General features: G+C 66.4%; 23 protein-coding genes, 1 tRNA gene and 1 riboswitch. Of the genes, 11 read left to right on the top strand and 13 right to left on the bottom strand.

Translation table 11 applies throughout. The features are described from left to right. Positions 1–94: 94 nt before the first annotated feature. The gene (locus ASG75_RS03785; RefSeq protein WP_056385841.1) at positions 95–2,938 is read left to right on the top strand and encodes a C1 family peptidase; all 2,844 of its coding nucleotides are present in this window, start codon (positions 95–97) and stop codon (positions 2,936–2,938) included. An 89-nt stretch (positions 2,939–3,027) separates the two neighbouring features. Here ASG75_RS03785 and gcvP read toward each other — a convergent pair whose 3' ends face one another. Next, positions 3,028–5,895: an aminomethyl-transferring glycine dehydrogenase gene (gene gcvP, locus ASG75_RS03780; protein ID WP_056385839.1), complete on the bottom strand. Its 2,868-nt coding sequence runs from the start codon at positions 5,893–5,895 to the stop codon at positions 3,028–3,030. A gap of 39 nt (positions 5,896–5,934) precedes the next feature. Then, positions 5,935–6,035, bottom strand: a riboswitch (glycine riboswitch). A 208-nt stretch (positions 6,036–6,243) separates the two neighbouring features. On the opposite strand from gcvP, the gene ASG75_RS03775 reads away from it, so the two are divergent. Next, entirely contained in the window at positions 6,244–6,651 is a 408-nt protein-coding gene (locus ASG75_RS03775) for a VOC family protein (protein WP_056385837.1), read from the top strand. 93 nt (positions 6,652–6,744) lie between these two features. On the opposite strand, the gene ASG75_RS03770 is transcribed toward ASG75_RS03775, so the two are convergent. Further along, positions 6,745–6,831 (bottom strand) — tRNA-Leu (locus ASG75_RS03770). 257 nt (positions 6,832–7,088) lie between these two features. Between ASG75_RS03770 and rnr the strand changes: the two genes are divergently transcribed. The 4 genes from rnr to sugE all read left to right on the top strand — a co-directional run bounded on the left by rnr (position 7,089) and on the right by sugE (position 11,066). Continuing rightward, a complete protein-coding gene (rnr, locus tag ASG75_RS03765) occupies positions 7,089–9,659 on the top strand; it encodes a ribonuclease R (protein ID WP_056385835.1) in 2,571 nt (856 codons plus the stop codon). Further along, entirely contained in the window at positions 9,656–10,402 is a 747-nt protein-coding gene (gene rlmB / locus ASG75_RS03760; RefSeq protein WP_056385832.1) for a 23S rRNA (guanosine(2251)-2'-O)-methyltransferase RlmB, read from the top strand. Before rnr ends, rlmB begins: the two co-directional genes overlap by 4 nt. Next, a complete protein-coding gene (locus tag ASG75_RS03755; RefSeq protein ID WP_056385830.1) occupies positions 10,399–10,668 on the top strand; it encodes a hypothetical protein in 270 nt (89 codons plus the stop codon). The genes rlmB and ASG75_RS03755 overlap by 4 nt, the downstream gene beginning before the upstream one ends. A gap of 80 nt (positions 10,669–10,748) precedes the next feature. Next, positions 10,749–11,066 (top strand): quaternary ammonium compound efflux SMR transporter SugE, encoded by a 318-nt coding sequence (gene sugE / locus ASG75_RS03750; RefSeq protein WP_056385828.1) that lies wholly within the window; start codon positions 10,749–10,751, stop codon positions 11,064–11,066. A 6-nt stretch (positions 11,067–11,072) separates the two neighbouring features. Here the strand turns inward: sugE and phoU are convergent, their stop codons facing one another. From phoU to rnt, 6 genes are all read right to left on the bottom strand, one after another. Continuing rightward, positions 11,073–11,795: a phosphate signaling complex protein PhoU gene (gene phoU, locus ASG75_RS03745; protein ID WP_056385826.1), complete on the bottom strand. Its 723-nt coding sequence runs from the start codon at positions 11,793–11,795 to the stop codon at positions 11,073–11,075. Positions 11,796–11,996: 201 nt separating this feature from the next. Then, positions 11,997–12,806, bottom strand: a complete 810-nt coding sequence (pstB, locus tag ASG75_RS03740; protein ID WP_056385824.1) for a phosphate ABC transporter ATP-binding protein PstB — start codon at positions 12,804–12,806, stop codon at positions 11,997–11,999. Further along, positions 12,799–13,665 (bottom strand): phosphate ABC transporter permease PstA, encoded by an 867-nt coding sequence (gene pstA, locus ASG75_RS03735; RefSeq protein WP_056385823.1) that lies wholly within the window; start codon positions 13,663–13,665, stop codon positions 12,799–12,801. Before pstA ends, pstB begins: the two co-directional genes overlap by 8 nt. Next, positions 13,665–14,684 carry a phosphate ABC transporter permease subunit PstC gene (gene pstC / locus ASG75_RS03730; RefSeq protein WP_056385820.1) on the bottom strand — a complete coding sequence of 340 codons (1,020 nt, stop codon included), beginning with the start codon at positions 14,682–14,684 and terminating at the stop codon, positions 13,665–13,667. The genes pstA and pstC overlap by 1 nt, the downstream gene beginning before the upstream one ends. Before the next feature lie 75 nt (positions 14,685–14,759). After that, entirely contained in the window at positions 14,760–15,791 is a 1,032-nt protein-coding gene (gene pstS, locus ASG75_RS03725; RefSeq protein WP_200935622.1) for a phosphate ABC transporter substrate-binding protein PstS, read from the bottom strand. A 148-nt stretch (positions 15,792–15,939) separates the two neighbouring features. Then, on the bottom strand, positions 15,940–16,599 hold the full coding sequence (rnt, locus tag ASG75_RS03720) for a ribonuclease T (protein WP_056385816.1): 660 nt from the start codon (positions 16,597–16,599) through the stop codon (positions 15,940–15,942). Between the two features lie 194 nt (positions 16,600–16,793). On the opposite strand from rnt, the gene ASG75_RS03715 reads away from it, so the two are divergent. Further along, entirely contained in the window at positions 16,794–18,050 is a 1,257-nt protein-coding gene (locus ASG75_RS03715; protein ID WP_056385814.1) for a porin, read from the top strand. Positions 18,051–18,188: 138 nt separating this feature from the next. Here the strand turns inward: ASG75_RS03715 and hflD are convergent, their stop codons facing one another. From hflD to ASG75_RS03700, 3 genes are read right to left on the bottom strand one after another with little or no spacing between them, the layout of a single operon-like run. Next, on the bottom strand, positions 18,189–18,812 hold the full coding sequence (hflD, locus tag ASG75_RS03710) for a high frequency lysogenization protein HflD (RefSeq protein ID WP_056385813.1): 624 nt from the start codon (positions 18,810–18,812) through the stop codon (positions 18,189–18,191). A 10-nt stretch (positions 18,813–18,822) separates the two neighbouring features. After that, on the bottom strand, positions 18,823–19,971 hold the full coding sequence (gene mnmA / locus ASG75_RS03705; RefSeq protein ID WP_056385811.1) for a tRNA 2-thiouridine(34) synthase MnmA: 1,149 nt from the start codon (positions 19,969–19,971) through the stop codon (positions 18,823–18,825). Continuing rightward, positions 19,968–20,453 (bottom strand): NUDIX hydrolase, encoded by a 486-nt coding sequence (locus ASG75_RS03700; protein ID WP_056385809.1) that lies wholly within the window; start codon positions 20,451–20,453, stop codon positions 19,968–19,970. The genes mnmA and ASG75_RS03700 overlap by 4 nt, the downstream gene beginning before the upstream one ends. Before the next feature lie 122 nt (positions 20,454–20,575). Here ASG75_RS03700 and clpS point away from each other — a divergent pair, with 122 nt between their 5' ends. Then, a complete protein-coding gene (clpS, locus tag ASG75_RS03695) occupies positions 20,576–20,902 on the top strand; it encodes an ATP-dependent Clp protease adapter ClpS (protein WP_056385807.1) in 327 nt (108 codons plus the stop codon). 66 nt (positions 20,903–20,968) lie between these two features. Beyond that, on the top strand, positions 20,969–23,239 hold the full coding sequence (gene clpA, locus ASG75_RS03690) for an ATP-dependent Clp protease ATP-binding subunit ClpA (protein WP_056385805.1): 2,271 nt from the start codon (positions 20,969–20,971) through the stop codon (positions 23,237–23,239). A gap of 116 nt (positions 23,240–23,355) precedes the next feature. Here the strand turns inward: clpA and infA are convergent, their stop codons facing one another. Both infA and ASG75_RS03680 read right to left on the bottom strand, forming a co-directional pair. Continuing rightward, positions 23,356–23,574 carry a translation initiation factor IF-1 gene (infA, locus tag ASG75_RS03685; protein ID WP_007508585.1) on the bottom strand — a complete coding sequence of 73 codons (219 nt, stop codon included), beginning with the start codon at positions 23,572–23,574 and terminating at the stop codon, positions 23,356–23,358. Positions 23,575–23,681: 107 nt separating this feature from the next. Next, positions 23,682–23,957, bottom strand: coding sequence for a polyhydroxyalkanoic acid system family protein (locus tag ASG75_RS03680; protein ID WP_056385803.1), 276 nt, complete (start codon positions 23,955–23,957; stop codon positions 23,682–23,684). 81 nt (positions 23,958–24,038) lie between these two features. On the opposite strand from ASG75_RS03680, the gene ASG75_RS03675 reads away from it, so the two are divergent. Continuing rightward, entirely contained in the window at positions 24,039–24,806 is a 768-nt protein-coding gene (locus ASG75_RS03675) for an FHA domain-containing protein (protein WP_056385801.1), read from the top strand. Positions 24,807–24,899: 93 nt separating this feature from the next. Next, complete coding sequence (serC, locus tag ASG75_RS03670; protein ID WP_056385799.1) at positions 24,900–25,985, top strand: 3-phosphoserine/phosphohydroxythreonine transaminase; 1,086 nt, start codon at positions 24,900–24,902, stop codon at positions 25,983–25,985. Positions 25,986–26,027: the final 42 nt, after the last annotated feature.

Raw genomic sequence — 26,027 nt, 5'->3', positions numbered from 1 at the left:
CTGTTCTTGTTGATCGAGCGTGTACGGCATCCGGCCGGAGCGTATGCTGCGCCCGTGTTTCGTAGCCTTCACAACGGACGAGGGAGATACGGTCATGGCGACACTGCTGCTGGTCAAGGGGACTTCCGGGAAAGATGTGGCGGCGCTGCGCAAGCGCCTGGCTGCGGCGCTTGGTGGCGACGCCAGCGATTTCCCGGGGTTGGCGACGGGGGATGGCTTCGATGCGCTGGTCGATGCGGCGGCACGCTGCTGGCAGGCCGGCATCGGCATGGTGGCGGATGGGGTGATCGGGCCCTGTTGCCAGGGCCTGCTCGATATGGCGTCGCCGCAGGCGATGGAGGTGCCGCTCACGGTGGATGCAGTGCAGCGTCTGTTCCCGGCGACCAAGAAGTCCAACATCGTGCGCTACCTGCCGTATGTCGCGGCGGCACTCGGCGCGGCGGGCCTGCATGATCGTACGATGATCTGCGCTGCGCTGGGCACGATCCGCGCAGAGAGCGAGGGCTTCGTGCCGATCGCCGAGTTTCCCTCGCACTTCAACACCACGCCGGGACTGCCGGCGTTCAGCGCGTATGACGGACGCAAGTCGTTGGGCAATACGCAGCCCGGCGATGGCATGCGTTATCGCGGGCGCGGTTTCGTGCAGCTGACTGGGCGGGCGAATTACCACACGTATGCGGCACTCATCGGTGTCGACATCGAAGACTTTCCGGACCTGGCCAATGCCCCCGAAGTGGCGGCGGTGCTGCTGGCGCTGTTCCTGTCCCACGCTGCCGAGCGGATGCGTACGGCACTGGCAGTGAACAATTACGCGGCCGCGCGCAAGCTGGTCAACGGCGGCAGCTACGGGCTGGACAGTTTCCGCAGCGTGTTCACGCTTGCCGCGTCGGTATGGCCGGCGGCCGCTCGCGGCATCCGTGCTGGGGCGACCCGCAGGGGCGCGGCGGTCGCGCCGCCGGCCACGGCGACGAAGCTCGATGCCAGCAAGGATCCGGCCGACCTGCGTGACCGCGCCTATCAGCCGCCGCCGGTCAGTCTGCCGGACCGTTACCCGACCGATGAGCAGATCGGCGAGTTTCTTCCCGCTTACACCAGGGCCGGACTGATCCTCGACCAGGGACAGGAGGGCGCGTGCACGGGCTTCGGCCTGGCCTGTGTAGTCAACTATCTGCGCTGGCGCAAGGGCATGATGCCGGCCGGTCTGGCTTCGATCAGTCCGCGCATGCTCTACAACTTCGCGCGCCGCTACGACGAATACGCGGGCGAGAACTACGAGGGTTCGAGCTGCCGCGGTGCGCTGAAGGGCTGGTACCACCATGGCGTGTGCATGGAGGCCGACTGGCCGTATCGCGGGGAGGACTCGCGGCCGCCGAAGTTCGGTTACGCCACCCGCGCCAGCGCCAATACGCTAGGTGTGTACTACCGCATCGATCTCAAGGCGATCAGCGATCTGCAGGCGGCCATTCACGAGGTCGGGGCGATCTATGTGTCGGCGAACACGCACCAGGGTTGGCAGGATGTGCCGCGCGTACGCAGGAAACTGGTCGGGCACGACGCCTTGCCGGTGATCGCCTTCGACGGCAAGCCCTCGCTGGATGACGGCCATGCGTTTGCACTGGTCGGCTTCAATACCGAAGGCTTCGTGGTGCAAAATTCCTGGGGCAAGGATTGGGGCTGCGGCGGCTTCGCCGTGCTGACCTACGCCGACTGGCTGGCCAACGGCATGGACGCATGGGTGGCGGCGATGGGCGTATCGGGCGTGGTGCTCGGCCAACTCGCGGCAGGCAGCAGGAGCGGCAGCGGTCGTGCCGGCGCCAATCGCAGCCTGTGGTGGGACGAGGCCACCGCCTACGAGCACAGCGTGGTGCTCGGCAACGATGGTCGGGTGACGCGTTACCTCACCCAGGACGAGATGAGTCGCTCGCTGCTGTTCCAAGCCTGCACGCTGCCGGACCAGTGGTTCCGCGAGCAGAAGGCGGCGACCAAGCGACTGGTGATCTATGCCCACGGCGGACTCAACAGCGAGGCATCGGCGATTGAACGCGCACGGGCGATGGGGCGGTATTTCATCGGCAACGGCTGCTACCCGCTGTTCATGGTCTGGAAGACCGGCATGCTCGAATCGATCGGCGATATCTTCGCCGACAGGTTCCGGCGCGAGCCGCCACGTGCCGGCGGCATCCGCGAGAAGATCAGCGATGCGACCGACATGCTGGTCGAACGGACCATCGGCCGTCCGCTGGCGCGCCCGATCTGGAGCGAAATGAAGGAAAACGCCGAGGCCGCGAGCCTGCCCACGCGAGGCGGCGACCTGCTGGTGACGGCACTGCAGAACCTTGCTAAGACCTGGGGCGACCAGCTGGAGATCCACCTGATCGGCCATTCGGCCGGTTCGATTTTCCACGGCTATCTGGTCGACCTGCTGGCCGCGCGCGGGCTGGCCGCGCAAACCGCATCCGTGCACCTGTATGCACCGGCGTGTACGGTGCAGTTCGCCAACCGTCATTACGCCCCGCATGAGGCGCTGATGCAGAGGCTCTACCTGGGCATCCTGTCCGACCGCAACGAGCGCGACGACAACACCGCGGCGGTCTATCGCAAGTCGCTGCTGTACCTGGTGTCCAACGCACTGGAACTGGACGTGCGCACGCCGATCCTGGGACTGGCCAACGTGATGGATCCTGCCTACAAGGGCTGGGATGGCTCGTCGAGCACCGGCGAAGCGCTGGGCAACTGGCGCCAGATCGCGAAGCAGGCCGGGCTGGACAAACGCACCGAGGTCATCGAGGCCGGCAAGGTCTTCACCTGTCGGCCGGATATCACGATCGATGCCGGGCACGGCAGTTTCGACAACAACGTTGACGTGCTGGGCCGTACCCTGGAGCGCATCACCGGGGGCAAGCTGGCGTTGCCGGTGGACGACCTGCGCGGGTTCTAGTCAGCGGGACGCAACGGCTCGTCACGACGCACACGAAAAGGCCCCGCAGCGCGGGGCCTTTTCGCACAGGACAACCGGACGGTCGCGGCTTATGCCTCGGCTTCCTCCTTGTACGCATCCACCGGGATGCAGGCGCACATGATGTGCTTGTCGCCGTAGACGTTGTCGACGCGGGCGACCGGCGGCCAGTACTTCTGCAGCTTCAGGCTGGCCAGCGGGAAGGCGGCCAGTTCGCGCGGGTAGGCGTGGGTCCACTCGCTGGCGCTGACCATGGTGGCGGTGTGCGGGGCGTTCTTCAGCGGGTTGTCCTCGCGGTCCAGCTTGCCTTCCTCGATCGCGCGGATCTCGTCGCGGATCTGGATCATGGCGTCGATGAAGCGGTCCAGCTCGGCCTGCGATTCGCTCTCGGTCGGTTCGACCATCAAGGTGCCGGACACCGGGAAGCTCAGCGTCGGCGCGTGGAAGCCGAAGTCGATCAACCGCTTCGCCACGTCCTCGGCGCCGATGCCGGTGGTGTCCTTGAGCGGGCGCAGGTCGAGGATGCACTCGTGCGCCACCAGCCCGTTGCGGCCGGTGTACAGGGTGGGGTAGTGCGCTTCGAGCCGTTTGGCGATGTAGTTGGCGTTGAGCAAGGCCACTTGCGTTGCCTTGCGCAGACCCTGCTGGCCCATCATGGTGATGTACATCCACGAGATCGGCAGGATGCTGGCGCTGCCGAAGCTGGCCGCCGAAACCATGCCGACCGGGCTTTCCTCGCCGAGCCTGCGCGGCAGGAACGGGGCCAAGTGCGACTTCACCGCGCACGGGCCGACGCCCGGGCCGCCGCCGCCGTGCGGAATGCAGAAGGTCTTGTGCAGGTTCAGGTGCGACACGTCCGAGCCCCACTTGCCGGGCTTGGCCACGCCGACCAGCGCGTTCATGTTGGCGCCGTCGGTATACACCTGGCCGCCGTGCTGGTGGACGATGTCGCAGATCGCCACGATGTCTTCCTCGAACACGCCATGCGTGGACGGGTAGGTGATCATCAGCGCGGCGAGGCGGTCGGAATGTTTCTCCGCAGCGCGGCGGATGTCGTCCACATCGACGTTGCCGTTGCCGTCGCACTTGGTCACCACCACGGTCATGCCGCACAGGTGCGCGGAGGCCGGGTTGGTGCCGTGGGCGGATTCGGGAATCAGGCAGATGTCGCGGTGGTCTTCGCCGCGCGAGCGGTGATAGGCGCGGATCGCCAGCAGGCCGGCGTACTCGCCCTGCGCGCCGGAGTTCGGCTGCAGGCTCACCGCGTCGTAGCCGGTGCATTCGACCAGCATCGCTTCCAGGCCGTCGATCAATTCCTTGTAGCCCTGCGCCTGCGTGGCCGGGGCCAGCGGGTGGATGTTGGCGAACTCCGGCCAGGTGACCGGGATCATCTCGGCGGTGGCATTGAGCTTCATGGTGCAGCTGCCCAGCGGGATCATCGTGCGATCCATCGCCAGGTCCTTGTCGGCCAGCGCGCGCATGTAGCGCAGCAGTTCGTGCTCGCTGTGGTGGGTGTTGAACACCGGGTGAGAGAGGAAGGTGCTCTGGCGCAGCAACGTGCGTGGCAGCGCGTCGTGGACTTCGGCATCGAGCGCGTCGATGTTGACCTCGGCACCGAACAAGCCCGCCAGTGCGACGACATCGGCGCGGGTGGTGGTCTCGTCCAGGCTGATGCCGAGGCTGCTGGCGTCCAGTTCGCGCAGGTTGATGCCGGCAGCGCGAGCCTTGGCATGGACCGCGGCGGCGTCGATACCGGTGATGTGCAACGTATCGAAGAAATCGCCGCCCACCTTCACGCCGGCCCGACGCAGCGCGACGGTCAGGATCACGGCGAGGCGATGCGTGCGGCGCGCGATGCGGGTGAGGCCTTCCGGACCGTGGTAGACGGCGTACATGCTCGCCATCACCGCCAGCAGCACCTGCGCGGTGCAGATGTTGGAGGTGGCCTTCTCGCGGCGGATGTGTTGTTCGCGCGTCTGCAGGGTGAGGCGGTAGGCGGCCTTGCCTTCGGTGTCGATCGACACGCCGATCAGGCGGCCCGGCATCGAACGCTTGTACGTGTCGCGGCAGGCCATGAACGCGGCGTGCGGGCCGCCGAAGCCGAACGGCACGCCGAAGCGCTGCGAGTTGCCCACCACGATGTCGGCGCCCCATTCGCCGGGTGCGGCGATCAGGGTCAGCGCGAGCAGGTCGGTGGCGACCGCAACTAGGCCGCCGCGCGCGTGCACGGCGTCGGCGATCGCCTGGTAATCGTTGATGCTGCCGAAGGTGTCCGGGTACTGCAGCAGCACGCCGAACGCCTCGGTGCCGGCCGCATCGCTGTCGGCACCGACCACCAGCTCGATGCCCAGCGGTTCGGCGCGCGTGCGCACCACTTCCAGCGTCTGCGGGTGCACGCCGTTCGACACGAAGAACACGTTCGACTTCGACTTGCACGAGCGCTTGGCCAGGGTCATCGCCTCGGCCGCGGCGGTGGCTTCGTCCAGTAGCGAGGCGTTGGCGATCTCCATCCCGGTGAGGTCGGCGCACATCGTCTGGAAGTTGATCAGCGCCTCCATGCGGCCTTGCGAAATTTCCGCCTGGTACGGCGTGTACGCGGTGTACCAGGCCGGGTTCTCCAGGATGTTGCGCAGGATGACGTTCGGCGTGAGGGTGCCGTAGTAGCCCTGGCCGATGAAGCTGCGGAACACCTGGTTGCGGTCGGCGATCGTGCGGATCTTGGCCAGCGCTTCCTCTTCGGTGATCGCCTCCGGCAACGCCAGCGGGGCGGCGGACTTGATCGAGCCGGGGACGATGGCGTCGGTCATCGACTCCAGCGAATCGTGGCCGATCACGCGCAGCATCTGCGCGATCTCGGCGTCGTCCGGACCGATGTGGCGTTCGATGAACGCGCCGTGGTGTTCGAGGTCGCGCAGGGAAGCAGTGGGGTTGTGGCTCATGAGTGGGCATCCGAAGACTCGCGTGCCGTGCCGCACGCGGGGCGCCCCTCTGTCCTTTTGCCTGAGAGTTTGGAAGCGCGATGGCTGCGCTTCGTGCCCCTTCGGCGCCGGATTCAACCGGTCTCTCCAGAGTGTTCGCACATGATGGTATGGGAGCCTGAGCGATTACGGGCGTTGCGTCTTCGGCAGCGGCACATGCCCGGTCAAGGGCCGCCCGCTTCTCCCACCATGCGTTTACCGCGGCGATTATACAGGGCGCGCGGCGCGTGTTGCGGCCCGCCGGGGTGCGGTTCAGAAACCTCCCGCGCTATGCTCGGACGCCCCATCCCCCGACCCGCCGGAGCTCCCATGATCCGTATCGGCGAAATCGACCACGTGGTGTTGCGCGCCATCGACATCGCGGCCATGCGACGCTTCTACTGCGAGGTGCTCGGCTGCCGCGAGGAACGCCGGCAGGACGAGATCGGCCTGGTGCAACTGCGTGCCGGCGCCTCGCTGATCGACCTGGTATCCATCGACGGCAAGCTGGGCCGCCACGGCGGCGCCGCGCCGGGCAGGGAAGGCCACAACATGGATCACCTGTGCCTGCGCGTGGAGGGTTACGACGAGGCGGCGATCCTGGCGCACCTGAAGGCGCATGGCGTGCGCATCGGCGAGCTGGGCGTGCGCTACGGTGCGCAGGGCGAAGGCCCGTCGATCTATCTGTACGACCCGCAGGGCAACATGATCGAGCTGAAGGGGCCGGCAGCCGCCTGAAAAGCCGACGGGCACTGCCCACCGGCCTTCCTGACTTCAATCAAACCCGGAAAAGACGAAGGCCGCCTTTGAGAGGCGGCCTTCGTTTACAATTGGTGCCCAGGAGAGGACTCGAACCTCCACGGAGTTGCCCCCGCTAGCACCTGAAGCTAGTGCGTCTACCAATTCCGCCACCTGGGCAGGTGTCACGTCGCTCGGTGAGCTGCGTGAGCCGCGTAATTTAGGCATCTGCCGGCGGCTTGTCAACACTTTTCACATCCATTCGCTGCGACGTGGCATTCTCCGCGGCGCAAACATCACAAGGACCTTGAGTGACCAGAAAAACTCCCCCTCGTTCCGGCAATCCCCAGGACTCGCATTCCGCAAAGAAGCCCGCCAAGCGGGCGCCGCGGGCTGCCGCCACACCGGACAAGCGCAACAAGGCTGCCGCAGGCGCCGTGCGCGACCCTTATGCCAATCGCGAGGCGCAGCGTTATGCGCGCCCGATTCCCAGCCGCGAAGCGATCCTCGGCCTGCTTGAGCAGCGCGGCGAATTGCTGACCGAGGCGCGTATCGCCGAGGCGCTGGATATCCACGATGAAACCGACCTCGAGGCGCTGCGCAAGCGGCTCGCCGCGATGGTGCGCGACGGCCAGCTGCTGCTGGGCCGGCGCGGCGGCTACGCGCCGACGCAGAAACTCGACCTGATCGCCGGCGTGGTGCTGGCCAACGCCGAGGGCTACGGTTTCCTGCGTCCGGACGAGGGCGGCGACGACCTGTACCTGTCGCCGCAGCAGATGCGCGCGGTGATGCACGGCGACCGCGTGCTGGCCAGCGTGGTCGGCATCGACCGGCGCGGCCGCCGGCAGGGTGCGATCGCCGAAGTGTTGCAGCGGCGTTCGCCGCGGCTGGTCGGCCGGGTAGTGATCGACAACGGCGTGACCCTGGTGACGCCGGACGACCGCCGCCTGAACCAGGACGTGATGATCAAGCCCGGCCAGGAGCAGGGCGCGCGCTCCGGCCAGATCGTGGTGGCCGAGATCACCGACCCGCCGACCTCGCAGCGCGGTCCGATCGGCGAGATCCGCGCGGTGCTGGGCGAACGCCTGCAGCCGTCGCTGGTGGTGGAGATGGCGATCGCCAGCCACGACCTGCCGCACGAATGGCCGGCCGAGGTGCTGCGCGATGCGGCGCAGGTGGAATCGGTGGTGACCGCCGCCGAGCGCGAGGGCCGTACCGATATCCGCCAGTTGCCGCTGGTGACCATCGACGGCGCCGACGCGCGCGACTTCGACGACGCGGTGTATGCCGAGCCGAAGCGTGGCGGCGGCTGGCGCCTGATCGTGGCGATCGCCGACGTCTCGCACTACGTGCAGACCGGCAACGCGCTGGATCGCGAGGCGCACGAGCGCAGCACTTCGACCTACTTCCCGGGCTTCGTGGTGCCGATGCTGCCGGAGACCTTGTCCAACGGCATCTGCTCGCTGAACCCGAACGTCGAGCGGCTGTGCATGGTGTGCGACATGCTGGTCGACGCCGAAGGCAACGTGGCCAAGTCGAAGTTCTACGACGCGGTGATGCTGTCGCACGCGCGGCTCACCTACGACAAGGTGTGGCAGGCGGTCGGCCTGCGCGAGAAGGATGCGCGCCACGAGGTGGCCGACGTGCTGCCGCAGCTGGAGAACCTGCACGCGCTGTACAAGGCGATGGCGGCGCAGCGCAAGCGCCGCGGCGCGATCGACTTCGAGACGCCGGAGGTGAAATTCCGCCTCGACCAGACCGGCGGCGTCGAGTCGATGGGCGCCACCGAGCGCAACGACGCGCACAAGCTGATCGAGGAATGCATGATCGCCGCCAACGTGCAGGCGGCGCTGTTCCTGGAGAAGAAGAAAATCCCCGCGCTGTTCCGTGCGCACGAGCCGCCGCCGGCGGAGAAGTACGAGGACCTGCAGCAGTTCCTGCGCGAGTTCAAGCTGCGCATGCCGCCGGTCGAGGAAGTGACGCCGGCGGATTTCGCCGAAATCCTGCGCATGGTGCACGACCGCCCCGAGCGCGAGCTGATCCAGAACGTGCTGCTGCGCTCGCAGAGCATGGCCGCCTACCAGCCCGACAACCGCGGCCACTTCGGCCTGTCGCTGCAGGCGTATGCACACTTCACCTCGCCGATCCGCCGTTATCCGGACCTGCTGGTGCATCGCGCGATCCGTTTTGCGCTGACCGGCCGCAAGCCGACCGACTACACCTACACGCCCGCCGAAATGGCGGCGATGGCGATCCACTGCTCGCAGCGCGAGCGCCGTGCCGAGGAAGCCGAGCGCGACGTGGACGAGCGCTTCAAGTGCGCGTGGATGGAAAAGCACATCGGCAGCGAGTTCGACGGCGTGGTCACCGGGGTCACCTCGTTCGGCCTGTTCGTGGAACTGGACGAGTCGAAGGTGTCCGGCCTGGTGCACATCAGCCAGCTGGTCAACGACTACTACCACTTCGACGCGATCCGCAAACTGCTGAAGGGCGAGCGCACCGGCGCGCAGTTCCGCCTCGGCGACCACGTGCGCATCCAGGTGCTGCGCGCCAGCCTGGAGGATCGCAAGATCGACTTCCGCCTGGTTTCCCCGCGAACATCGGCCCCGGCGCCGGCGGGCAGCGGCAAGGCGTATGACTATGCCGCCGCGGGCGAGCGCTATTCGCTGCCGAAGAAGGCCGCCGCCACGACCAAGGCACCGGGCATGTTCGGCCGCGCCGCCAAGGCGATCGGCCGTGCCTTCGGCCGCAAGGAGGCCGAGGTCGCCGTGCCGGCACCGGCCCCGCGCAAGGCCGCGGTGAGCGATAATCCGCCGCCGCGTGCACAGCAGCCGGCGGCAACGCGCCAGCATGCCGGCGGGCAGCAGCAGGGCCGCAGGGTCGAGCCGTCGTCCGGCCGTGGCCCGCGCAAGGACGGTTCCGCCAAACGCGGGCCGGCCCCGGCTGCCGCTCCGCAAGCACCGAAGAAGCACGGCGGTCGCAAACCGAAACCGAAAGGCAAGCCATGAGTGAGAGCTGGATCGTCGGGATCAACCCGGTCGAAGGTGCGCTGAGCAACGACGCCGAGCGCGTGCGCGAAGTGCTGGTCGAGAACGGCCAGCGCAATGCCCGCGTGCTGGATCTGGCCGAGCGCGCGAAGAAGCTGAATATCCCGGTGCAGCATCGCCCGCGCGACGAGCTGGACAAGCTGGCCGGCGAGGCGCGCCACCAGGGCGTGGCGGCGCGTTACGAAGCCGCACCGGCGGCGCATGAGAGCGACCTGGCCGCTCTGCTGGAGCGCGACGGCAGCGACACCCTGGTGCTGGTGCTCGATGGCGTCACCGATCCGCACAATCTCGGCGCCTGCCTGCGCAGCGCGGCGGCGGCGAAAGTCACCGCGGTGATCGTGCCGAAGGACCGCGCGGTCGGGCTGACCCCGGTGGTGCGCCGCGCTTCGGCCGGCGGCGCCGACCGGGTGCCGCTGATCGCGGTGACCAACCTGGCGCGCACGCTGCGCGAATTGAAAGACGCTGGCGTGTGGATCACCGGCCTGGCCGGCGACACCGACACCACCGTCTACGGCGTCGACTTCAGGGGCCCGGTGGCGCTGGTGCTGGGCAGCGAAGGCGAGGGCCTGCGCCGGCTTACCCGCGAGCTGTGCGATTTCGTGGCGAAGATCCCGATGCCGGGCACGATGGAAAGCCTCAACGTCTCCGTCGCCACCGGCGTGGTGCTGTTCGAGGCGCTGCGCCAGCGGAGCGCGAAACGATGAGCTTCTTCTGGTACGACTGGGCCGGTTACCTCGGCGTGGCGCTGGTGCTGCTGGCGTTTTTCCTGCTGCAGGAGCGCAAGCTGCAAGGCAGTGGGCTGGTCTACCAGCTGATGAACATCCTGGGTGCGATCGGCGTGATGCTGTCGCTGGGTTTCGGCAGCTTCAACCTGTCGGCGTTCATCATGCAGGTGGCTTGGCTGCTGATCGGCAGCTACGGCATCGTGCGCGGCATCAAGCGCCGCCGCGAGACACGCGAGCTGCCGTAATTGTTCGCTGGTGCGGGGACGACCCTGCGCGCACTTTCCCATCGCGGGGACGGCCCTGCAGCAAACCGAGGAACGTCGTCATGGCGTGGATCTATCTGCTGCTGGCCGGCCTGTTCGAAGTGGTCTGGGCGATCGGCCTCAAGTACACCGATGGCTTCAGCCGACTCTGGCCCAGCGTCGGCACGCTGGCGGCGATGGCGGTCAGCATCGTGTTGCTGGCGATGGCGGTGAAAACGCTGCCGATCGGTACCGCGTATGCGATCTGGACCGGCATCGGCGCGATCGGCGCGGTGGCACTGGGCATCGTGCTGTTCGGCGACCCGGCCACATTGCCGCGGCTGCTGTGCGTTGCGCTGATCCTGGTGGGGATCGTCGGCCTCAAGCTCACCGCAAGCTAGCAACGCCTACTCGCCGAGCTTGGTGATTTCCGGGCTCGAGGTGAGATCGCGTTTGCTGCGCTGCTTGTCCAACTGCTCGCCGGTGACCTGGAACCACACGTTCTCGGCGATGTTGGTGGCATGGTCGCCGATGCGCTCGATGTTCTTGGCCATGAACAGCAGGTGGGTGCACGGGGTGATGTTGCGTGGGTCTTCCATCATGTAGGTGAGCAGCTGGCGGAAGTAGCCGGTATAGGCCTCGTCCAGCACCACGTCGTCCTTCCACACCTGGTAGGCACGTTCGGCATCGCGGTCGCGGTAGGCCGCCAGCACTCCGCGCACTTCGCCGGCGGCGAGCGCGGCCAGCTGGTGCAGGCCGCCGACCGGCGCCACCGGCGCCACCATCGACAGCGGGATCGAGCGCTTCGCCACGTTGGCGGCGTAGTCGCCGATGCGTTCGATGTCCGAGGCGATGCGCAGTGCGGCATACACATTGCGCAGGTCGCCGGCCATCGGCGCGCGCAGCGCCAGCAGGCGCACCACGTCGTGGCCGATTTCCTGCTCCAGCTGGTCGATCGCGTCGTCGTTGCCGACCACGCGCTGGGCGGCGCGCTCGTCGCGGCGTTCGAGCACGTCGATGGCCGCTTCCAGCTGGGTCACCGACAGCTCGCCCATGCGCACGATTTCGCCGGTGAGCCGGGTCAGTTCGCTGTCGTAACTCTTGATGATGTGGTCGGTGCCGGTGTTCATGTGCTGCCTCGATGTGTTCTTTAAGCTTTCGATGTCGTCATTCCCGCGAAAGCGGGAATCCATTCTGACTTTGACCTTTGCATGCGGCGTTCACAGTAAGAGCAAGATGGATTCCCGCTTGACCAGCTTCGCTGTTGAGAAGCGCCTCGCGGGAATGACGGCGTAAGGGTCTGCAGCTTTTCCCGAGTCCCGAGTCTGGCCCTATCCAAACCTTCCGGTGATGTAATCCTCGGTCTGCTTCTTGCCCGGCTTGGTGAAGATCTTCTCGGTCTGGTCGAACTCGATCATCTCGCCCAGGTACATGAAGGCGGTGAGGTCGGAGACGCGCGCCGCCTGCTGCATGTTGTGGGTGACGATGACGATGGTGAACTGGCTTTTCAACTCTTCCACCAATTGCTCGATGCGGCCGGTGGCGATCGGGTCGAGCGCCGAGGTCGGTTCGTCCAGCAACAGCACGTCGGGCTTCAGCGCGATCGCGCGGGCGATGCACAGGCGCTGCTGCTGGCCGCCGGAAAGGCCGAGCGCGTTCTGCTTGAGCTTGTCCTTCACCTCGTCCCACAGCGCGGCGCTGCGCAGCGCCTGCTCCACGCGGCCTTCCATGTCCGTCTTCGACAGTTTCTCGTGGTGGCGGATGCCGTAGGCAACGTTCTCGAAGATCGTCATCGGGAACGGCACCGGCTTCTGGAACACCATGCCGACCTTGCTGCGCAAGCGGTTCATCGAATAGCCGGGGTCGAGAATGTTCTCGCCGTCCAGTTCGATCGAGCCCTTCGCCTCGAGTTTCGGGTAGATCGCGTAGATGCGGTTGAAGATGCGCAGCAGGGTCGACTTGCCGCAGCCGGACGGGCCGATGATCGCGGTGACCTGCTTCTCCGGGATGTCCATGCTGATGCCTTTCAGCGCCTGGAAACCGTTGTAGTAGAAGTGCAGGTCGCGTACGACGAGCTTGGGGGCGACAGCCGCCGCTGCCGCCACCGGTGTCGGGTTCGTGGCGAGGGCGGAATCAGTCATGGGACACCTTGGTGCGGGAAAGGATCAGGCGGGAGGCCAGGCTCAGCAGCAGCACGAACATGGTAATCACGAACGCGCCGGCCCAGGCCAGGGCGTGCATCGCGTCGCCCGGATCGTTGGCGTACTGGTAGATGATCTGCGGCAGGCTGGACATCTTGTCCATCGGGTTGATCGCCATGTAGTTGTTGCCGAACGCGGTGAACAGCAGCGGTGCGGTCTCGCCGCTGATCCGCGCCAGCGCCAGCAGCACGCCGGTGATGATGCCCGAGCGCGCGGCGCGAATCAGGATCTGCAGGGTCAGCTTCCACTGCGGCACGCCGAGCGACAGCGCCGCCTCGCGCAGCGTGGACGGCACCAGCCGCAGCATCTCGTCGGTGGTGCGCACGATCACCGGCAGCGCGATCAGCGCCAGCGCCACGCCGCCGGCGAAACCGGAGAACGTGGTGGAGCCGTGGGTGAGTGCGGTGCTCGGCAGCACGATGATGGTGTACACGAACAGGCCCATCACGATCGACGGCGCCGACAGCAGGATGTCGTTGAGGAAGCGGATCGATTCGCCCAGCCGGGTGCGGTTCGCGTACTCGGCCAGCCAGGTGCCGGCCAGCACGCCGATCGGCGTGGCGATGCCGATGCCGATGAAGTTGATCACCAGGCTGCCGACCATGGAGTTGAGCAGGCCGCCATCCTCGCCGTAGGCGGTGACCTTGGTGAACAGCTTCAGGTCCAGCGCACTGATGCCCTGGCGCAGGGTTTCCCACAGGATCCAGGCCAGGAACGCCAGGCCGATCAGGGTGGCCAGCGTGCTCAGCACCATCGCCAGCGCGTTGGTGATGCGGCGGCGCAGGTAGGGCGAGTTCATCAGCGGCCCTCCTTGCTGGCCAGCCGGCGCAACATCAATCGCGCGATCAGCAGCACGATGAAGGTGACCACGAACAGCAGGAACGCCAGCGCCATCAGCGCGGATTTCTGCAGGCCGGCCGCCTCGCTGAACTGGTTCGCGATGGTCGAGGCGATCGAGGTGCCGGGATCGAGCAGCGAGGCCGACAGGTGCATCGCGTTGCCCAGCACGAAGGTCACCGCCATGGTCTCGCCCAGCGCGCGGCCGAGGCCGAGGAAGATGCCGCCGATCACCGCCGAGCGGGTGTACGGCAGCACGATGTCCCACGACACTTCCCAGGTGCTGGAGCCCAGCGCATAGGCCGACTCCTTCAGCCGGGTCGGCACGGTCTGGAACACCTCGCGCATCACCGAGGAGATGAACGGGATCACCATGATCGCCAGCACGATGCCGGCGACCAGGATGCTGGCGCCGAACGGATAGTCGCTGCCGAACAGCTTGCCCACGAACGGCACGTGTTCGGCTACCCACGACAGCTTGCCGTCGTCGGGCTTGTTGCCGAGGTTGCTGGTCAACCACGGCTTGATGTGATCGGCAAAGAACGGGGCGAAGATGAACAAGCCCCACATGCCGTAGATGATCGAAGGGATGCCGGCCAGCAGCTCGATCGCCGAGGCGACCGGCGTGCGCAGCCAGGCGGGTGCCACTTCGGAAAGATAGACCGCGATGCCGAAACTGATCGGCACCGCGATCAGCAGCGCGATGAACGAGGTGATCACCGTGCCGTAGACCGGCACCAGGGCACCGTAGACATCATTGCCCGGGTCCCATTCCGAGCTGACCAGGAAGTGCCAGCCGAACGTGCCGAAGGCGTCGCGGCCGCCCCACAGCGTGGCACCGGCGGCACCGAGCAGGGACGCCAGTACGATCAGCGCGCAGCCCTTCAACAGCCAGCGGAACAGCCGCTCGTGGCGTGCATCGCGACGGCTGCGCTGTTCCAGGATGTCGGTGGTTGAAATGGCCGTGTCGATCGCTGGCATGGTGGTCCAGTGGTGCGGGATGGAAACTCGCGCTCCCCCGCCGACCGGGCCGGCGGGGGAGTGCGCTTTACTGCATCAGTGCTTGAACTCGGACGCCCAGTACGCCTCGATCTGGCTGACCAGCGTCGCCGGCAGCGGCACGTAATCCAGCTCGCTGGCGGCCTGCTGGCCCTGCTCCAGGGCGGACTTGAAGAAGTCGAACGCGACCTTGCTGTTGCCGGCATTCTTCGGCGTCTTGTACATGATCACCCAGGTGGTGGCGGTGATCGGCCACGCCTGGTCGCCCGGTGCATTGGTCATGATCAGGTTGAAGTCCTTGGCGCTGGCCCAGTCGGCCGTCGCGGCGGCGGCGGCGAAGCTGGCGGCGGTCGGCGAGACGACGTTGCCGGCGGCGTTCTTCAGGTCGACCCAGCTGATCTTGTTCTTCACCGCGTAGGCGTATTCGACGTAACCGATCGAGCCCTTGATCTGGCGCACGTACTGCGACACGCCTTCGTTGCCCTTGCCGCCCACGCCGGTCGGCCATTCCACGGCGGTGCCGAACTTCACCTTGGTCGCCCACTCGTTGCTGACCTTGGACAGGTAGTTGGTGAAGTTGAACGAGGTGCCCGAACCGTCCGAGCGATGCACCACGGTGATCTTGCCGGCCGGCAGGGTCAGGCCGGCGTTCAGCGCGGCGATCTTCGGGTCGTTCCAGTGGGTGATCTTGCCCAGGAAGATGTCGGCGAGGGTGGTGCCGTCCAGCTTGATCTGGCCCGCCTGCACGCCGGCGATGTTGACCACCGGCACGATGCCGCCGACCACGATCGGGAACTGGCCCAGGCCGTACTTCTGCAGGTCCTCGACCTTCATCGGCGCGTCGGAGGCGCCGAAGTCGATGGTGCCTTCCTTGATCTGCGCGATACCCGCGCCGGAACCGACCGACTGGTAGTTGAGGTGGTGGCCGGTCTTCTCCGCGTACGCGGCCGACCACTTGGACATGACCGGGTAGACGAAGCTGGAGCCGGCGCCGGTGATGTCGGTGGCGTGCGCGGCCACACCGAAGGTCGAGGCCACGGCAAGCGTGGCGACGGCGGCGAAGCGAAGCGGGAGTTTGTTGATGGTCAACACGGTAGCTCCTTGGAGGAAAGTCGGATGCGACCCCGCCATTTCAGGCTTTTCGTGTTGCCATTGGATGAAATGAATGTTGCAACCGTATGACAGGCTGTCATATGGCCGCTTCGCGGCAGTGCCTGCGCCCTGCTGCGTCGCGGGATCAGGCCGCGTCGAGCCCGCTGTGGGCCTGCTCGAACAGCTCCAGCTGGCGCCAGCGGTTGACCACGCTGCAGAACAGTTCGGCGGTGCGCTCGGCGTCATACACCGCCGAATGCGCCTCGCGGCTGTCGAACGTATGGCCGGCGGCCAGCACCGCCTTGCTCAGCACGGTCTGGCCGTAGGCGAGGCCGCCGAAGCTGACCGTATCGAAACAGCTGAACGGGTGGAAGGGGTTGCGCTTGTGGCCGCAGCGGCGCACCGCCTGGTTCAGAAAGCCAAGGTCAAACGCGGCGTTGTGGCCGACCAGGATCGCCCGCTGGCAGCCGGCCTCGTGCACCGCCTCGCGCACTGCCTGGAAGATATGGTCCAGCGCCTGCCGCTCGGCCAGCGCGCCGCGCAGCGGGTTGGTCGGGTCGATGCCGGTGATCTCCAGCGAGCGCGGGTCCAGGTTCGCGCCGGGGAACGGTTCCACATGCGTGGACACGGTGGGCTGCAACTTCAGGTAGCCGCCTTCGTCCATCGTCAGCGGCACCGCGGCGATTTCCAGCAGGGCGTCATGTTCGGCATCGAAGCCGCCGGTTTCCACGTCGACCACCACGGGCAGGAAGCCGCGAAACCGCTCGGCCATGCGCGGCGCGGCGCTGTTGCTGAGAATATCCATCGGCGAAGCATATCAGCCGCTCCGCGCGGCGAGAGGTGCGACACTTTCCGCGGCTTCGCGGCGCTGTCTTGAATATGTCATCAAAGCTGCACCCAACCGTAAAAATCCCCCGGCAGAATTGTTAACCAATCGCTAGCCAGCCATCGGATCGACGGGGCGATCGAGATGCTTTCCATCCACTTGCGGAGAATCACATGCGTTCCAAATTGATTGCGGTGGCGATTGCCGCCGGCCTTGGCCTGACCAGTTTCGCCGCCTCCGCGGCGCCGGCACAGAACAGGACAGCCGCCGCCAGCAGCAGCGAAGTCGAGCAGCTGAAGGCACAACTGGCCGCGCTGCAGGCCAAGGTGGAGGAACTGGAGCAGCGTACCGACGCACAGTCCGACATCAACGTCAGCACCGGCCAGGCGGTGGAGAAGGCCACCAACGTGACCACGGCCAGCGACAAGAAGCTCGCCGCGCTGGAGAAGGCGGTCAACAACACCACGCTGTCGGGCAAGATGTTCTTCGACTTCACCAGCATCGACGACAAGAACAGCGACAAGGGCAAGAGCGACAAATCCGGCTTCGGCCTGGACGTGAAGCGCTTCTACCTCGGCGTCGACCACAAGTTCAACGACATCTGGTCGGCCAACCTCACCACCGACTTCAACTACTCCAGCAGCGACGGCCAGACCAGCCTGTTCGTCAAGAAGGCGTACGTGCAGGGCAAGTTCGACGACGCCGCGGTGTTCCGCGTCGGTTCGTCCGACATGCCGTGGATTCCGTTCGCCGAGAAGTACTACGGCTTCCGCTACGTCGAGAACACCATCACCGACCGCCTGAAGTACGGCAACTCGGCCGACTGGGGCCTGCATCTGGCCGGCGACATCGGCGCCGGCAAGTCGCTCAACTATGCGGTGTCGGTGGTCAACGGCAACGGTTACAAGAACCCGGGCCGCAGCAAGGGCGTGGACTTCGAGGGCCGCGTGGGCTTCGTGCCGTTCGAGAACATGGTGGTGGCGGTCGGCGGCTACAGCGGCCATCGCGGTCAGGAGACCGAGAACATCGACGCGGCGCACACCGCCGAGCGCGGCGACTTCATGCTCGCCTACGCCAGCAAGGCCTTCCGCCTCGGTGCCGAGTACTTCACCGCGAAAAACTGGAACAACGTGCTCAGCCCGCTCGCCGACAAGGCCGACGGTTATTCGCTGTGGGGCAGTGTGGCGGTGGCCGACAACGTGAATCTGTTCGCCCGCTACGACAGCGCCAAGCTCAGCAAGAGCCTGGATCGCGATGCCAAGGACACCTATTACAACGCCGGCGTCGAGTACCAGGTGACCAAGGGCTTCAAGCTGGCCGGCGTGTGGAAGCACGGCAAGGTCGACAAGTCGGTCGCCACGCCGGTACCGCCGCACGTACAGAACAACAAGACGAACGAGATCGGCGTGTTCGGCGAAGTGTCATTCTGATGCAATCTGCAGGCGGCAACATGCTGCCTGTACGGAACGGGTGACAGACGGTCTATCGCAACGGAGTTCCACCCATGGATGGAAAACGGCGGGCATGAAGCCCGCCGTTTGCTTTTCCGCGAACCGGAAAGACCGCCGTCAGCGATTGTCCAGCGTGGCTCCGGTCAGCAGGCCGCGGGCCAGCATGCTGCACTGGCGCCGGTACAGCAGCAGCTGCCACTGGCGCCCGCCGATCTGCCGCCACAGCACCGCCGAGCGCACGGCGGCGAGCAGGTTGCTGCGCACTTTTTCCACCACGGCGGTCTGCTGCAGCTGCTGCGGGTTGCCGCTGACCATCACGCGCGGCTTGAGGATCGACAAGGTGGACGCGTAGACCTCGGCCAGCCGGCTGTTGACCTGGCTGGAATCCTGGCCGAAATGCTCGACCTGCCGCTGCGCGGCAACGATGCCCTGCTGCAGTTTTTCCAGCAGGTCCGTGCGCGCCGACAGGCTTCGTTCCAGCCGCATCACGGTCACCGTCATGCGCGTCACCGACATGTCGGGGGTACTTTCGTCCAACTGTGCGATCAGCGTGCGCAGGCCGAGCCGCACGTTCGAGATGTTGCCGTACACGCCGACCACCGAAGGCGCATCGATGCGGAACACGCTGGCCACGCTGGCTTCCATCGCGGCCTCGTCGCAGCGCCCTTCGTTGGCCAGCTGCTGCGCCAGCGCACAAGCCTGGAACAGGCCGGCGAGGGCGAGCACGCGTTCTTCGGTCATGGAAAAAGTTTCAAACACGGGATGCCGATTCTCTTGCTGGGGATGTGGATGATGGGGCGAGTGCCGGCAGCAGGCCGCCGTACGGTGCATCGGTGGCGGCGATCACCGCGCCGCCGAGGCAGACTTCGCCATCGTAGAGGACCACCGACTGCCCGGGGGTAACCGCACGTTGGGGTTCGTCGAAGCGTACCTCAAGGCCGGTATCGGTCACGCCGACCTCACAGGCCTGGTCGGTCTGGCGATAGCGGGTACGCGCGGTACAGCGGAAGTGGGCGGAGGGCGCGGCGCCATCGACCCAGGTAGGTGTTTCCGACTGCAGTCGCTGCGAGTACAGCCAGTGGTTCTCGCCGCCCTGGGCGACGTACAGCACGTTCGCCGCCACGTCCTTGCCGACCACGTACCAGGCCTCGCCGCTGGCGCCGTGGCGGCCGCCGATGCCCAGCCCGTTGCGCTGGCCCAGGGTGTAGTACATCGCGCCCTGGTGTTCGCCGATCAGTTCGCCGTCCGGCGTGCGTATCTCGCCGGGGCGAGCCGGAATGTATTGCGACAGGAAGCCGCGGAAATCGCGTTCGCCGATGAAGCAGATGCCGGTGGAGTCCTTTTTCGCATGGGTCGGTAGGGCCGCCGCGCGGGCCATCTCGCGCACGCGCGGCTTCTCGATTCCGCCCAGCGGGAACAGCGTGGCGGCCAGTTGCTGCTGGCCCAACGCGTGCAGAAAGTAGCTCTGGTCTTTGGCTGTGTCCACCGCGCGCAGCAGCCGATGGCGGCCGTCCACACAGTCGACGCGGGCATAGTGGCCGGTGGCGATCCTGTCGGCGCCCAGGGCGTGGGCCTCGTCGAGGAAGGTCTTGAACTTGATCTCGCGATTGCACAACACGTCGGGGTTCGGCGTGCGCCCGGCGCGGTATTCGGCGAGGAAGTGCTCGAACACGCCGTCCCAGTATTCGGCGGCGAAGTTGCGCGCGTGGAACGGGATGCCGAGCCGGCCGCACACGGCCACGGCGTCCTTGCGGTCGGCGTCGGTGGTGCAGGGACCGCTGCGGTCGTCCTCTTCCCAGTTCTGCATGAACAGGCCTTCGACCTCGTAGCCGGCCTGTTGCAGCAGCAGCGCGGCGACCGAGGAGTCGACGCCACCGGAAATGCCGAGCATCACCTTCACGAGGCGCCGCCTTCGGGCAGACGACTCAGGGTCTCCAGCGGCAGCCGCTGGCCGCCCAGCCACAGGTCGATGCTCTGCAGGATCATCGGGCTGCGCAGGCGATCGCCCAGCGCGGCGATCTCGGCCCGGGTCAGCCACAAGGCGCGGCGGATGTCGGTGTCCAGCGGTCGGTCCGGATCGTGGCTGAGCGCACGGGCGGCGAAGCTGAAACGGATCACCGCGTCGCCGTGCTCGGTACTGCGCCACTGGTGCACGCCGATCAGGTGCTGCAGTTCCACCGTCCAGCCGGTTTCCTCCAGCGTTTCGCGCAAGGCCGCCGCGGTGAGGCTTTCACCGTCGTCCAGGTGACCGGCCGGCTGGTTGTAGGCAAGCCGGCCGTTGACTTCTTCCTCGACCATCAGATACCGCTCGCCATCGGCCACCACGCAGGCGACGGTGACGTGCGGGCGCCAGATCTCGGCGGGGGTGATGGAAGCGGTCATGGCGGTGCGGGCGGGGACTGGAAAAGCAGCCATTGTGCCATCACCTCCCTTGTCACACCGCTGCGGGGTGGAAGCGGCACCGCGGCGTATACTTCGAACCAGAGATCACACCCCAAGAAACCATGGCCCACGAACCCGAACATGAGCAAGACAGCGGCCGCGGCCTGGCGCTGGAAACCGCGAAGCCCGAGGTGGCGCGACCACCGCTGTTCCAGGTGCTGCTGTTGAACGATGATTTCACCCCGATGGACTTCGTGGTCGAAGTGTTGCGCACTTTCTTCAACCTGGACCAGGAGCAGGCGGTACAGGTGATGCTGCACGTACACACCCGCGGGCGCGGCGTGTGCGGCGTTTTTACCCGCGAAGTGGCCGAAACCAAGGTAACCCACGTCAACGAATATTCACGTTCCCATCAGCACCCGTTGTTGTGCACTATGGAAAAGCTCTGAGCGACCCCATTTTGTGCCCATTGCGGCGTTGAAGGCCGCTCACAATGCAAAGCGGAGACGATCCGAATGTTCAGCAAGGATCTGGAAGTCACCATCGGCCATTGCTACAAGCAGGCCCGCGAACAACGCCATGAATTCATGACGGTGGAGCACCTGCTGCTGGCGCTGACCGAAAACCAGTCGGCGCTGGGCGCCTTGCGCGCCTGCGGCGTGGACCTGCCGCGGCTGTCGGCCGACCTGGAACGCATCATCAACGAGACCGTGCCGGTGCTGCCGCCCGGCGACGAGCGCGACACGCAGCCCACGCTGGGCTTCCAGCGCGTGCTGCAGCGCGCGGTGTATCACGTGCAATCCTCCGGCCGGAAGGAGGTCACCGGCGCGAACGTGCTGGTGGCGATCTTCGGCGAGAAGGATTCGCACGCGGTGTACTTCATGCACCAGCAGGAAATCACTCGGCTCGACGTGGTCAACTACATCTCGCACGGCATCGCCAAGATCGGCGACGAGCCGGCCGCCGGCGTATCCGGCGGCGAGCGCGAAGGCGAAGAGGGCGGCGAGCCGAAGGGCAACCCGCTGCACGAGTTCGCCAGCAACCTCAACGAGCTGGCGCTGGAAGGCAAGATCGATCCGCTGATCGGCCGCGCCGACGAGATCGAGCGCACCATCCAGGTGCTGTGCCGCCGGCGCAAGAACAATCCGCTGTACGTGGGCGAGGCGGGCGTGGGCAAGACCGCGCTGGCCGAAGGCCTGGCCAAGCGCATCGTCGATGGCGAGGTGCCCGAGGTGCTGGAAGACGCCACGATCTGGTCGCTGGACCTGGGTGCGCTGGTGGCGGGCACCAAGTACCGCGGCGATTTCGAGAAGCGCCTGAAGGGCGTGATCGCCCAACTGAAGAAGCAGCCCGGCGCGATCCTGTTCATCGACGAGATCCACACCATCATCGGCGCCGGCTCGGCCTCGGGCGGCACCATGGACGCGTCGAACCTGATCAAGCCGATGCTCGCTTCCGGCGAACTGCGCTGCATCGGTTCGACCACGTTCCAGGAATACCGAGGCGTGTTCGAGAAGGACCGCGCGCTGGCCCGCCGTTTCCAGAAGATCGACGTGGTCGAGCCGACCGTGGCCGACAGCATCGAGATCCTCAAGGGCCTGCGCTCGCGCTTCGAGGAACACCACCACGTGGCGTATACCAACGAGGCGCTGAAGGCGGCGGTGGACCTGTCGGTGAAACACATCCCCGACCGGCTGCTGCCGGACAAGGCGATCGACGTGATCGACGAGGCGGGCGCGCGCCAGCGGCTGCTGCCGCTGGATCAGCGCACCGGCAAGGTCGATGTGAGCGAAGTCGAGTACATCGTGGCCAAGATGGCGCGGATCCCGGCCAAGCAGGTCTCCGCGTCGGATCGCGACGTGCTGCGCAATCTCGAACGCAATCTCAAGATGGTGGTGTTCGGCCAGGACCCCGCGATCGAGGCGCTGGCCGCGTCGATCAAGATGGCCCGCTCGGGCCTGGCTGATCCGTCCAAGCCGATCGGCTGCTTCCTGCTCGCCGGTCCGACCGGCGTGGGCAAGACCGAGGTGACCAAGCAGCTGGCGATGCAGCTCGGCATCGAGATGATCCGCTTCGACATGTCCGAGTACATGGAAAGCCACTCGGTGTCGCGGCTGGTCGGCGCCCCCCCGGGCTACGTCGGTTTCGACCAGGGCGGCCTGCTGACCGAGGCGGTCACCAAGCATCCGCACGCGGTGCTGCTGCTGGACGAGATCGAGAAGGCGCATCCGGACGTGTTCAACATCCTGCTGCAGGTGATGGACCGCGGCGTGCTGACCGACACCAACGGCCGCGAGGCGAACTTCAAGAACGTGGTGGTGGTGATGACCACCAATGCGGGCGCGGCGATTGCCGCACGGCGCAGCATGGGCTTCGTCGAGCAGAAGCACGAATCGGACGCGATGGAAGTGATCCGCCGCATCTTCACGCCGGAGTTCCGCAACCGGCTGGACGCGATCATCCAGTTCGCCGCGCTCGACTTCGAGCACATCCTGCGCGTGGTCGACAAGTTCCTGATCGAGCTGGAAAGCCAGCTGACCGAGAAGCGGGTGAGCCTGGACGTGGACGCCGATGCCCGCCGCTGGCTGGCCGAGCACGGCTTCGACCCGCAGATGGGCGCACGGCCGATGGCGCGGGTGATCCAGGAGAAGGTGAAGCGCGCGCTGGCCGACGAGCTGCTGTTCGGCAAGCTGGCCGATGGTGGCGTGGTCCACCTGAGCGTGCTGGATGGCGAGCTGAAGGTCGACTGCAAGGCGGCCGAGAAGCTGCCGGCCGTGGTCGAATAAGCCGAACACCGGGCAAAGCAAAGGCGGCGCATTGCGCCGCCTTTGTCATGTCTGGCACCACCATCCCGTGTGTGGAGCGCTGCGCGCAGGCGCAACAGCCTCCAACGCCGCCGCACTTACTTCATGCGGTACGTGATGCGTCCCTTGCTCAGGTCGTACGGGGTCATTTCGATCTTGACCTTGTCGCCGGTAAGGATGCGGATGTAGTGCTTGCGCATGCGGCCGGAGATGTGGGCGATGATCACGTGCCCGTTCTCCAGTTGCACACGAAACATGGTGTTCGGCAAGGTCTCCTGGACCGTGCCTTCCATTTCGATGACGTCGTCTTTGGCCATGTGTTCCGGGGTTCACGCGCAGCCGTCATGGCTGCGTAAGCCGACGATTATGCCACGGATGGGCGTTTGGTTAAAGAATCATCAACGCGGGTCCGGCCAGCTTGCGGTCAGGCGAAATGCTCGTCCAGCTTGCGCCGGATTTCCTGCTCGACGATGCCTTTCAGCGGCGTCAGCATCAGGCCCAGCTCGGCCTTGACCTGGATCGCGTCGCTGCCGACGGCGATCGAGCCACTGACGCCGGGACGGGAAAACAGCAAGGTGTCGTCCTGCCAGCGCCCGTTCATGCCGAATTTTTCGTGCATGCGTGCGGCCACCTGGTCGACCACGGCGCGGGCTTCGGCGATCGACAACTGGTGCGGGCGGCGGATATCGATCTTGGGCATGGCGGGTTCCGGGCTGAAAGCCTCATCTTAATGCCATGTGGCTGCATGCTAGAGTTTCGTGGTCCATCGACCGGTTCATTCATGCGTATCGAATTTCCCAATGCGGCCCGTGAGGATTTCCATTGGACGCAGGCGCAGTTGCGTATCGGCAGCGCGCCCGACAACGACCTGGTGCTGGCCGCCAGCCAGGCGGCGCCACAGCATCTGCGGATCCAGCAGGATCGCCGCGGTTGGGTGCTGCAGGTGCTGCCATCGGCCGACCGCATCCACGTCAATGCGCGGCCGGTGCGCGAACGCGCTTTGCTGCGCGCCGGCGACGTGGTCAGCGTGGGCGACTGTCGCCTGCTGCTGCGCGCCGATGAGGACCCGGCCCAACGCCCGCCGCTGAACGTGCCCGAACAGGGCCGCTGCACGGTGGCTTTGCGCGCCGTGGCCGGCCCGTTGTCCGGGCGGGTACTGCCGCTGCAGGACAGCCTGACGTTCGGTCCGCACGGCGACTGCCCGCTGGAACTGCCGCAGGGCGGCATCGTGGCGCTGCGAATCTTCTGGGAGGACGGCCAGCTGCGGCTGGAAACCACCGAGTCGTGCGAACGCCACCCGCTGCGGGTCAACGGCGTGGCGGTGCAGAAACTGGCCTTGCAACCCGGCGACCAGCTTGGCGTGGCGATGCACCGCTTCGTGGTCGACGGGCCGGGCATGGAGCCGGAGCCGGAGATCGTGATGGCCGAACCGTTGCCGCAACAGCTGCCGGAAGACACCGCCGGTCCGAGCGGCGAAGTGTGGTGGCTGATCGTCACTGCCGCCGTGCTGGCTCTGGGCATCGCACTGGTGCTGCTGATCCGGTTCTGAGGACACGCGCTGAGGACGCGCGTTGAGGGTTGACCGCGCCATGCTGCGCCGCGCCATAATGCGCGGAATACCTTCGACAGGACGCAGGCGCACGTGAGCAGAGTCTGGAATTTCAGCGCCGGCCCGGCGGCGCTGCCGCAGGCGGTACTCGAACGCGCCCAGCGCGAGATGCTGGACTGGAACGGCAGCGGCGCCTCGGTGATGGAGCAGTCCCACCGCGGCAAACGCTTCATCGCGATGGCTGCCCAGGCCGAAGCCGACCTGCGCGAACTGATGCAGATCCCGGCCGACTACGCCGTGCTGTTCCTGCAGGGCGGCGCCACCCAGCACTTCGCGCAGATTCCGATGAACCTGGCCGGCGAGGGCGACAGCGCCGACTACATCGTCAGTGGGCACTGGAGCGCGAAGGCAGCCAGCGAAGCCAAACCCTATGTGCGGGTGAACGTGGCGGCCAGCAGCGAGGCGGCCGATTACCTGAAGCTGCCGCCACACGACAGCTGGCAGCTCGATCCGAACGCCGCCTACGTGCATTACACGCCGAACGAGACGATCCACGGCGTGGAGTTTCACGGGGTGCCCGAAGCCGGCGCGGCGCCGCTGGTGGCGGACATGTCCTCGAACATCCTGTCCGAGCCGCTGGACGTCGGCCGCTTCGGGCTGATCTACGCGGGTGCGCAGAAGAACATCGGTCCGTCCGGCCTGGTGCTGATGATCATTCGCCGCGACCTGCTGCAGCGGGCCGGTCGGCCGATGGCGCGGATCTTCCGCTACGCCGAGCACGCCGCCGCCGACTCGATGCTCAACACGCCGAACACCTGGGGCTGGTACGTGGCCGGGCTGACCTTCCAGTGGCTCAAGGCGCAGGGCGGGCTGGGCGCGATGGCCGAGCGCAACCGGGCCAAGGCCGAGCTGCTGTATCGGGCCATCGACGGCTCCGGCGGCTATTACCGCAATCCGATCGAACCGTCCGCGCGCTCGCGCATGAATGTGCGCTTCACCCTGCACGACGCTGCGCTGGACGCCGCGTTCCTGCAGGAGTCCGAGGCGACCGGCCTGCTTGCGCTGAAGGGCCACAAGGCGCTCGGCGGCATGCGTGCCTCGCTGTACAACGCGGTGCCGCCGGAAGCCGTCGAGGCGCTGGTGGCGTTCATGCGGGATTTCGCGCAGCGGCACGGCTAACCGGGCCATGCTGGAATTTTTCAGGCAAGATGCCGCTTCATC

Source organism: Rhodanobacter sp. Soil772, from assembly GCF_001428385.1.
Taxonomy (GTDB): Bacteria; Pseudomonadota; Gammaproteobacteria; order Xanthomonadales; family Rhodanobacteraceae; genus Rhodanobacter.
This window is presented reverse-complemented; position numbering and strand designations above follow the sequence as displayed.

What these genes read in the sequence shown, in the direction of transcription:
- ASG75_RS03700 (WP_056385809.1), bottom strand. Translation starts at nt 20,453, where the DNA reads ATGACCGCTTCCATCACCCCCGCCGAGATCTGGCGCCCGCACGTCACC.
- infA (WP_007508585.1), bottom strand. Translation starts at nt 23,574, where the DNA reads ATGGCCAAAGACGACGTCATCGAAATGGAAGGCACGGTCCAGGAGACC.
- sugE (WP_056385828.1), top strand. Translation starts at nt 10,749, where the DNA reads ATGGCGTGGATCTATCTGCTGCTGGCCGGCCTGTTCGAAGTGGTCTGG.
- ASG75_RS03675 (WP_056385801.1), top strand. Translation starts at nt 24,039, where the DNA reads ATGCGTATCGAATTTCCCAATGCGGCCCGTGAGGATTTCCATTGGACG.
- hflD (WP_056385813.1), bottom strand. Translation starts at nt 18,812, where the DNA reads ATGACCGAAGAACGCGTGCTCGCCCTCGCCGGCCTGTTCCAGGCTTGT.
- rnt (WP_056385816.1), bottom strand. Translation starts at nt 16,599, where the DNA reads ATGGATATTCTCAGCAACAGCGCCGCGCCGCGCATGGCCGAGCGGTTT.
- clpS (WP_056385807.1), top strand. Translation starts at nt 20,576, where the DNA reads ATGGCCCACGAACCCGAACATGAGCAAGACAGCGGCCGCGGCCTGGCG.
- pstA (WP_056385823.1), bottom strand. Translation starts at nt 13,665, where the DNA reads ATGAACTCGCCCTACCTGCGCCGCCGCATCACCAACGCGCTGGCGATG.
- ASG75_RS03775 (WP_056385837.1), top strand. Translation starts at nt 6,244, where the DNA reads ATGATCCGTATCGGCGAAATCGACCACGTGGTGTTGCGCGCCATCGAC.
- ASG75_RS03755 (WP_056385830.1), top strand. Translation starts at nt 10,399, where the DNA reads ATGAGCTTCTTCTGGTACGACTGGGCCGGTTACCTCGGCGTGGCGCTG.
- pstC (WP_056385820.1), bottom strand. Translation starts at nt 14,684, where the DNA reads ATGCCAGCGATCGACACGGCCATTTCAACCACCGACATCCTGGAACAG.
- pstB (WP_056385824.1), bottom strand. Translation starts at nt 12,806, where the DNA reads ATGACTGATTCCGCCCTCGCCACGAACCCGACACCGGTGGCGGCAGCG.
- ASG75_RS03785 (WP_056385841.1), top strand. Translation starts at nt 95, where the DNA reads ATGGCGACACTGCTGCTGGTCAAGGGGACTTCCGGGAAAGATGTGGCG.
- phoU (WP_056385826.1), bottom strand. Translation starts at nt 11,795, where the DNA reads ATGAACACCGGCACCGACCACATCATCAAGAGTTACGACAGCGAACTG.
- gcvP (WP_056385839.1), bottom strand. Translation starts at nt 5,895, where the DNA reads ATGAGCCACAACCCCACTGCTTCCCTGCGCGACCTCGAACACCACGGC.
- rlmB (WP_056385832.1), top strand. Translation starts at nt 9,656, where the DNA reads ATGAGTGAGAGCTGGATCGTCGGGATCAACCCGGTCGAAGGTGCGCTG.
- ASG75_RS03715 (WP_056385814.1), top strand. Translation starts at nt 16,794, where the DNA reads ATGCGTTCCAAATTGATTGCGGTGGCGATTGCCGCCGGCCTTGGCCTG.
- ASG75_RS03680 (WP_056385803.1), bottom strand. Translation starts at nt 23,957, where the DNA reads ATGCCCAAGATCGATATCCGCCGCCCGCACCAGTTGTCGATCGCCGAA.
- clpA (WP_056385805.1), top strand. Translation starts at nt 20,969, where the DNA reads ATGTTCAGCAAGGATCTGGAAGTCACCATCGGCCATTGCTACAAGCAG.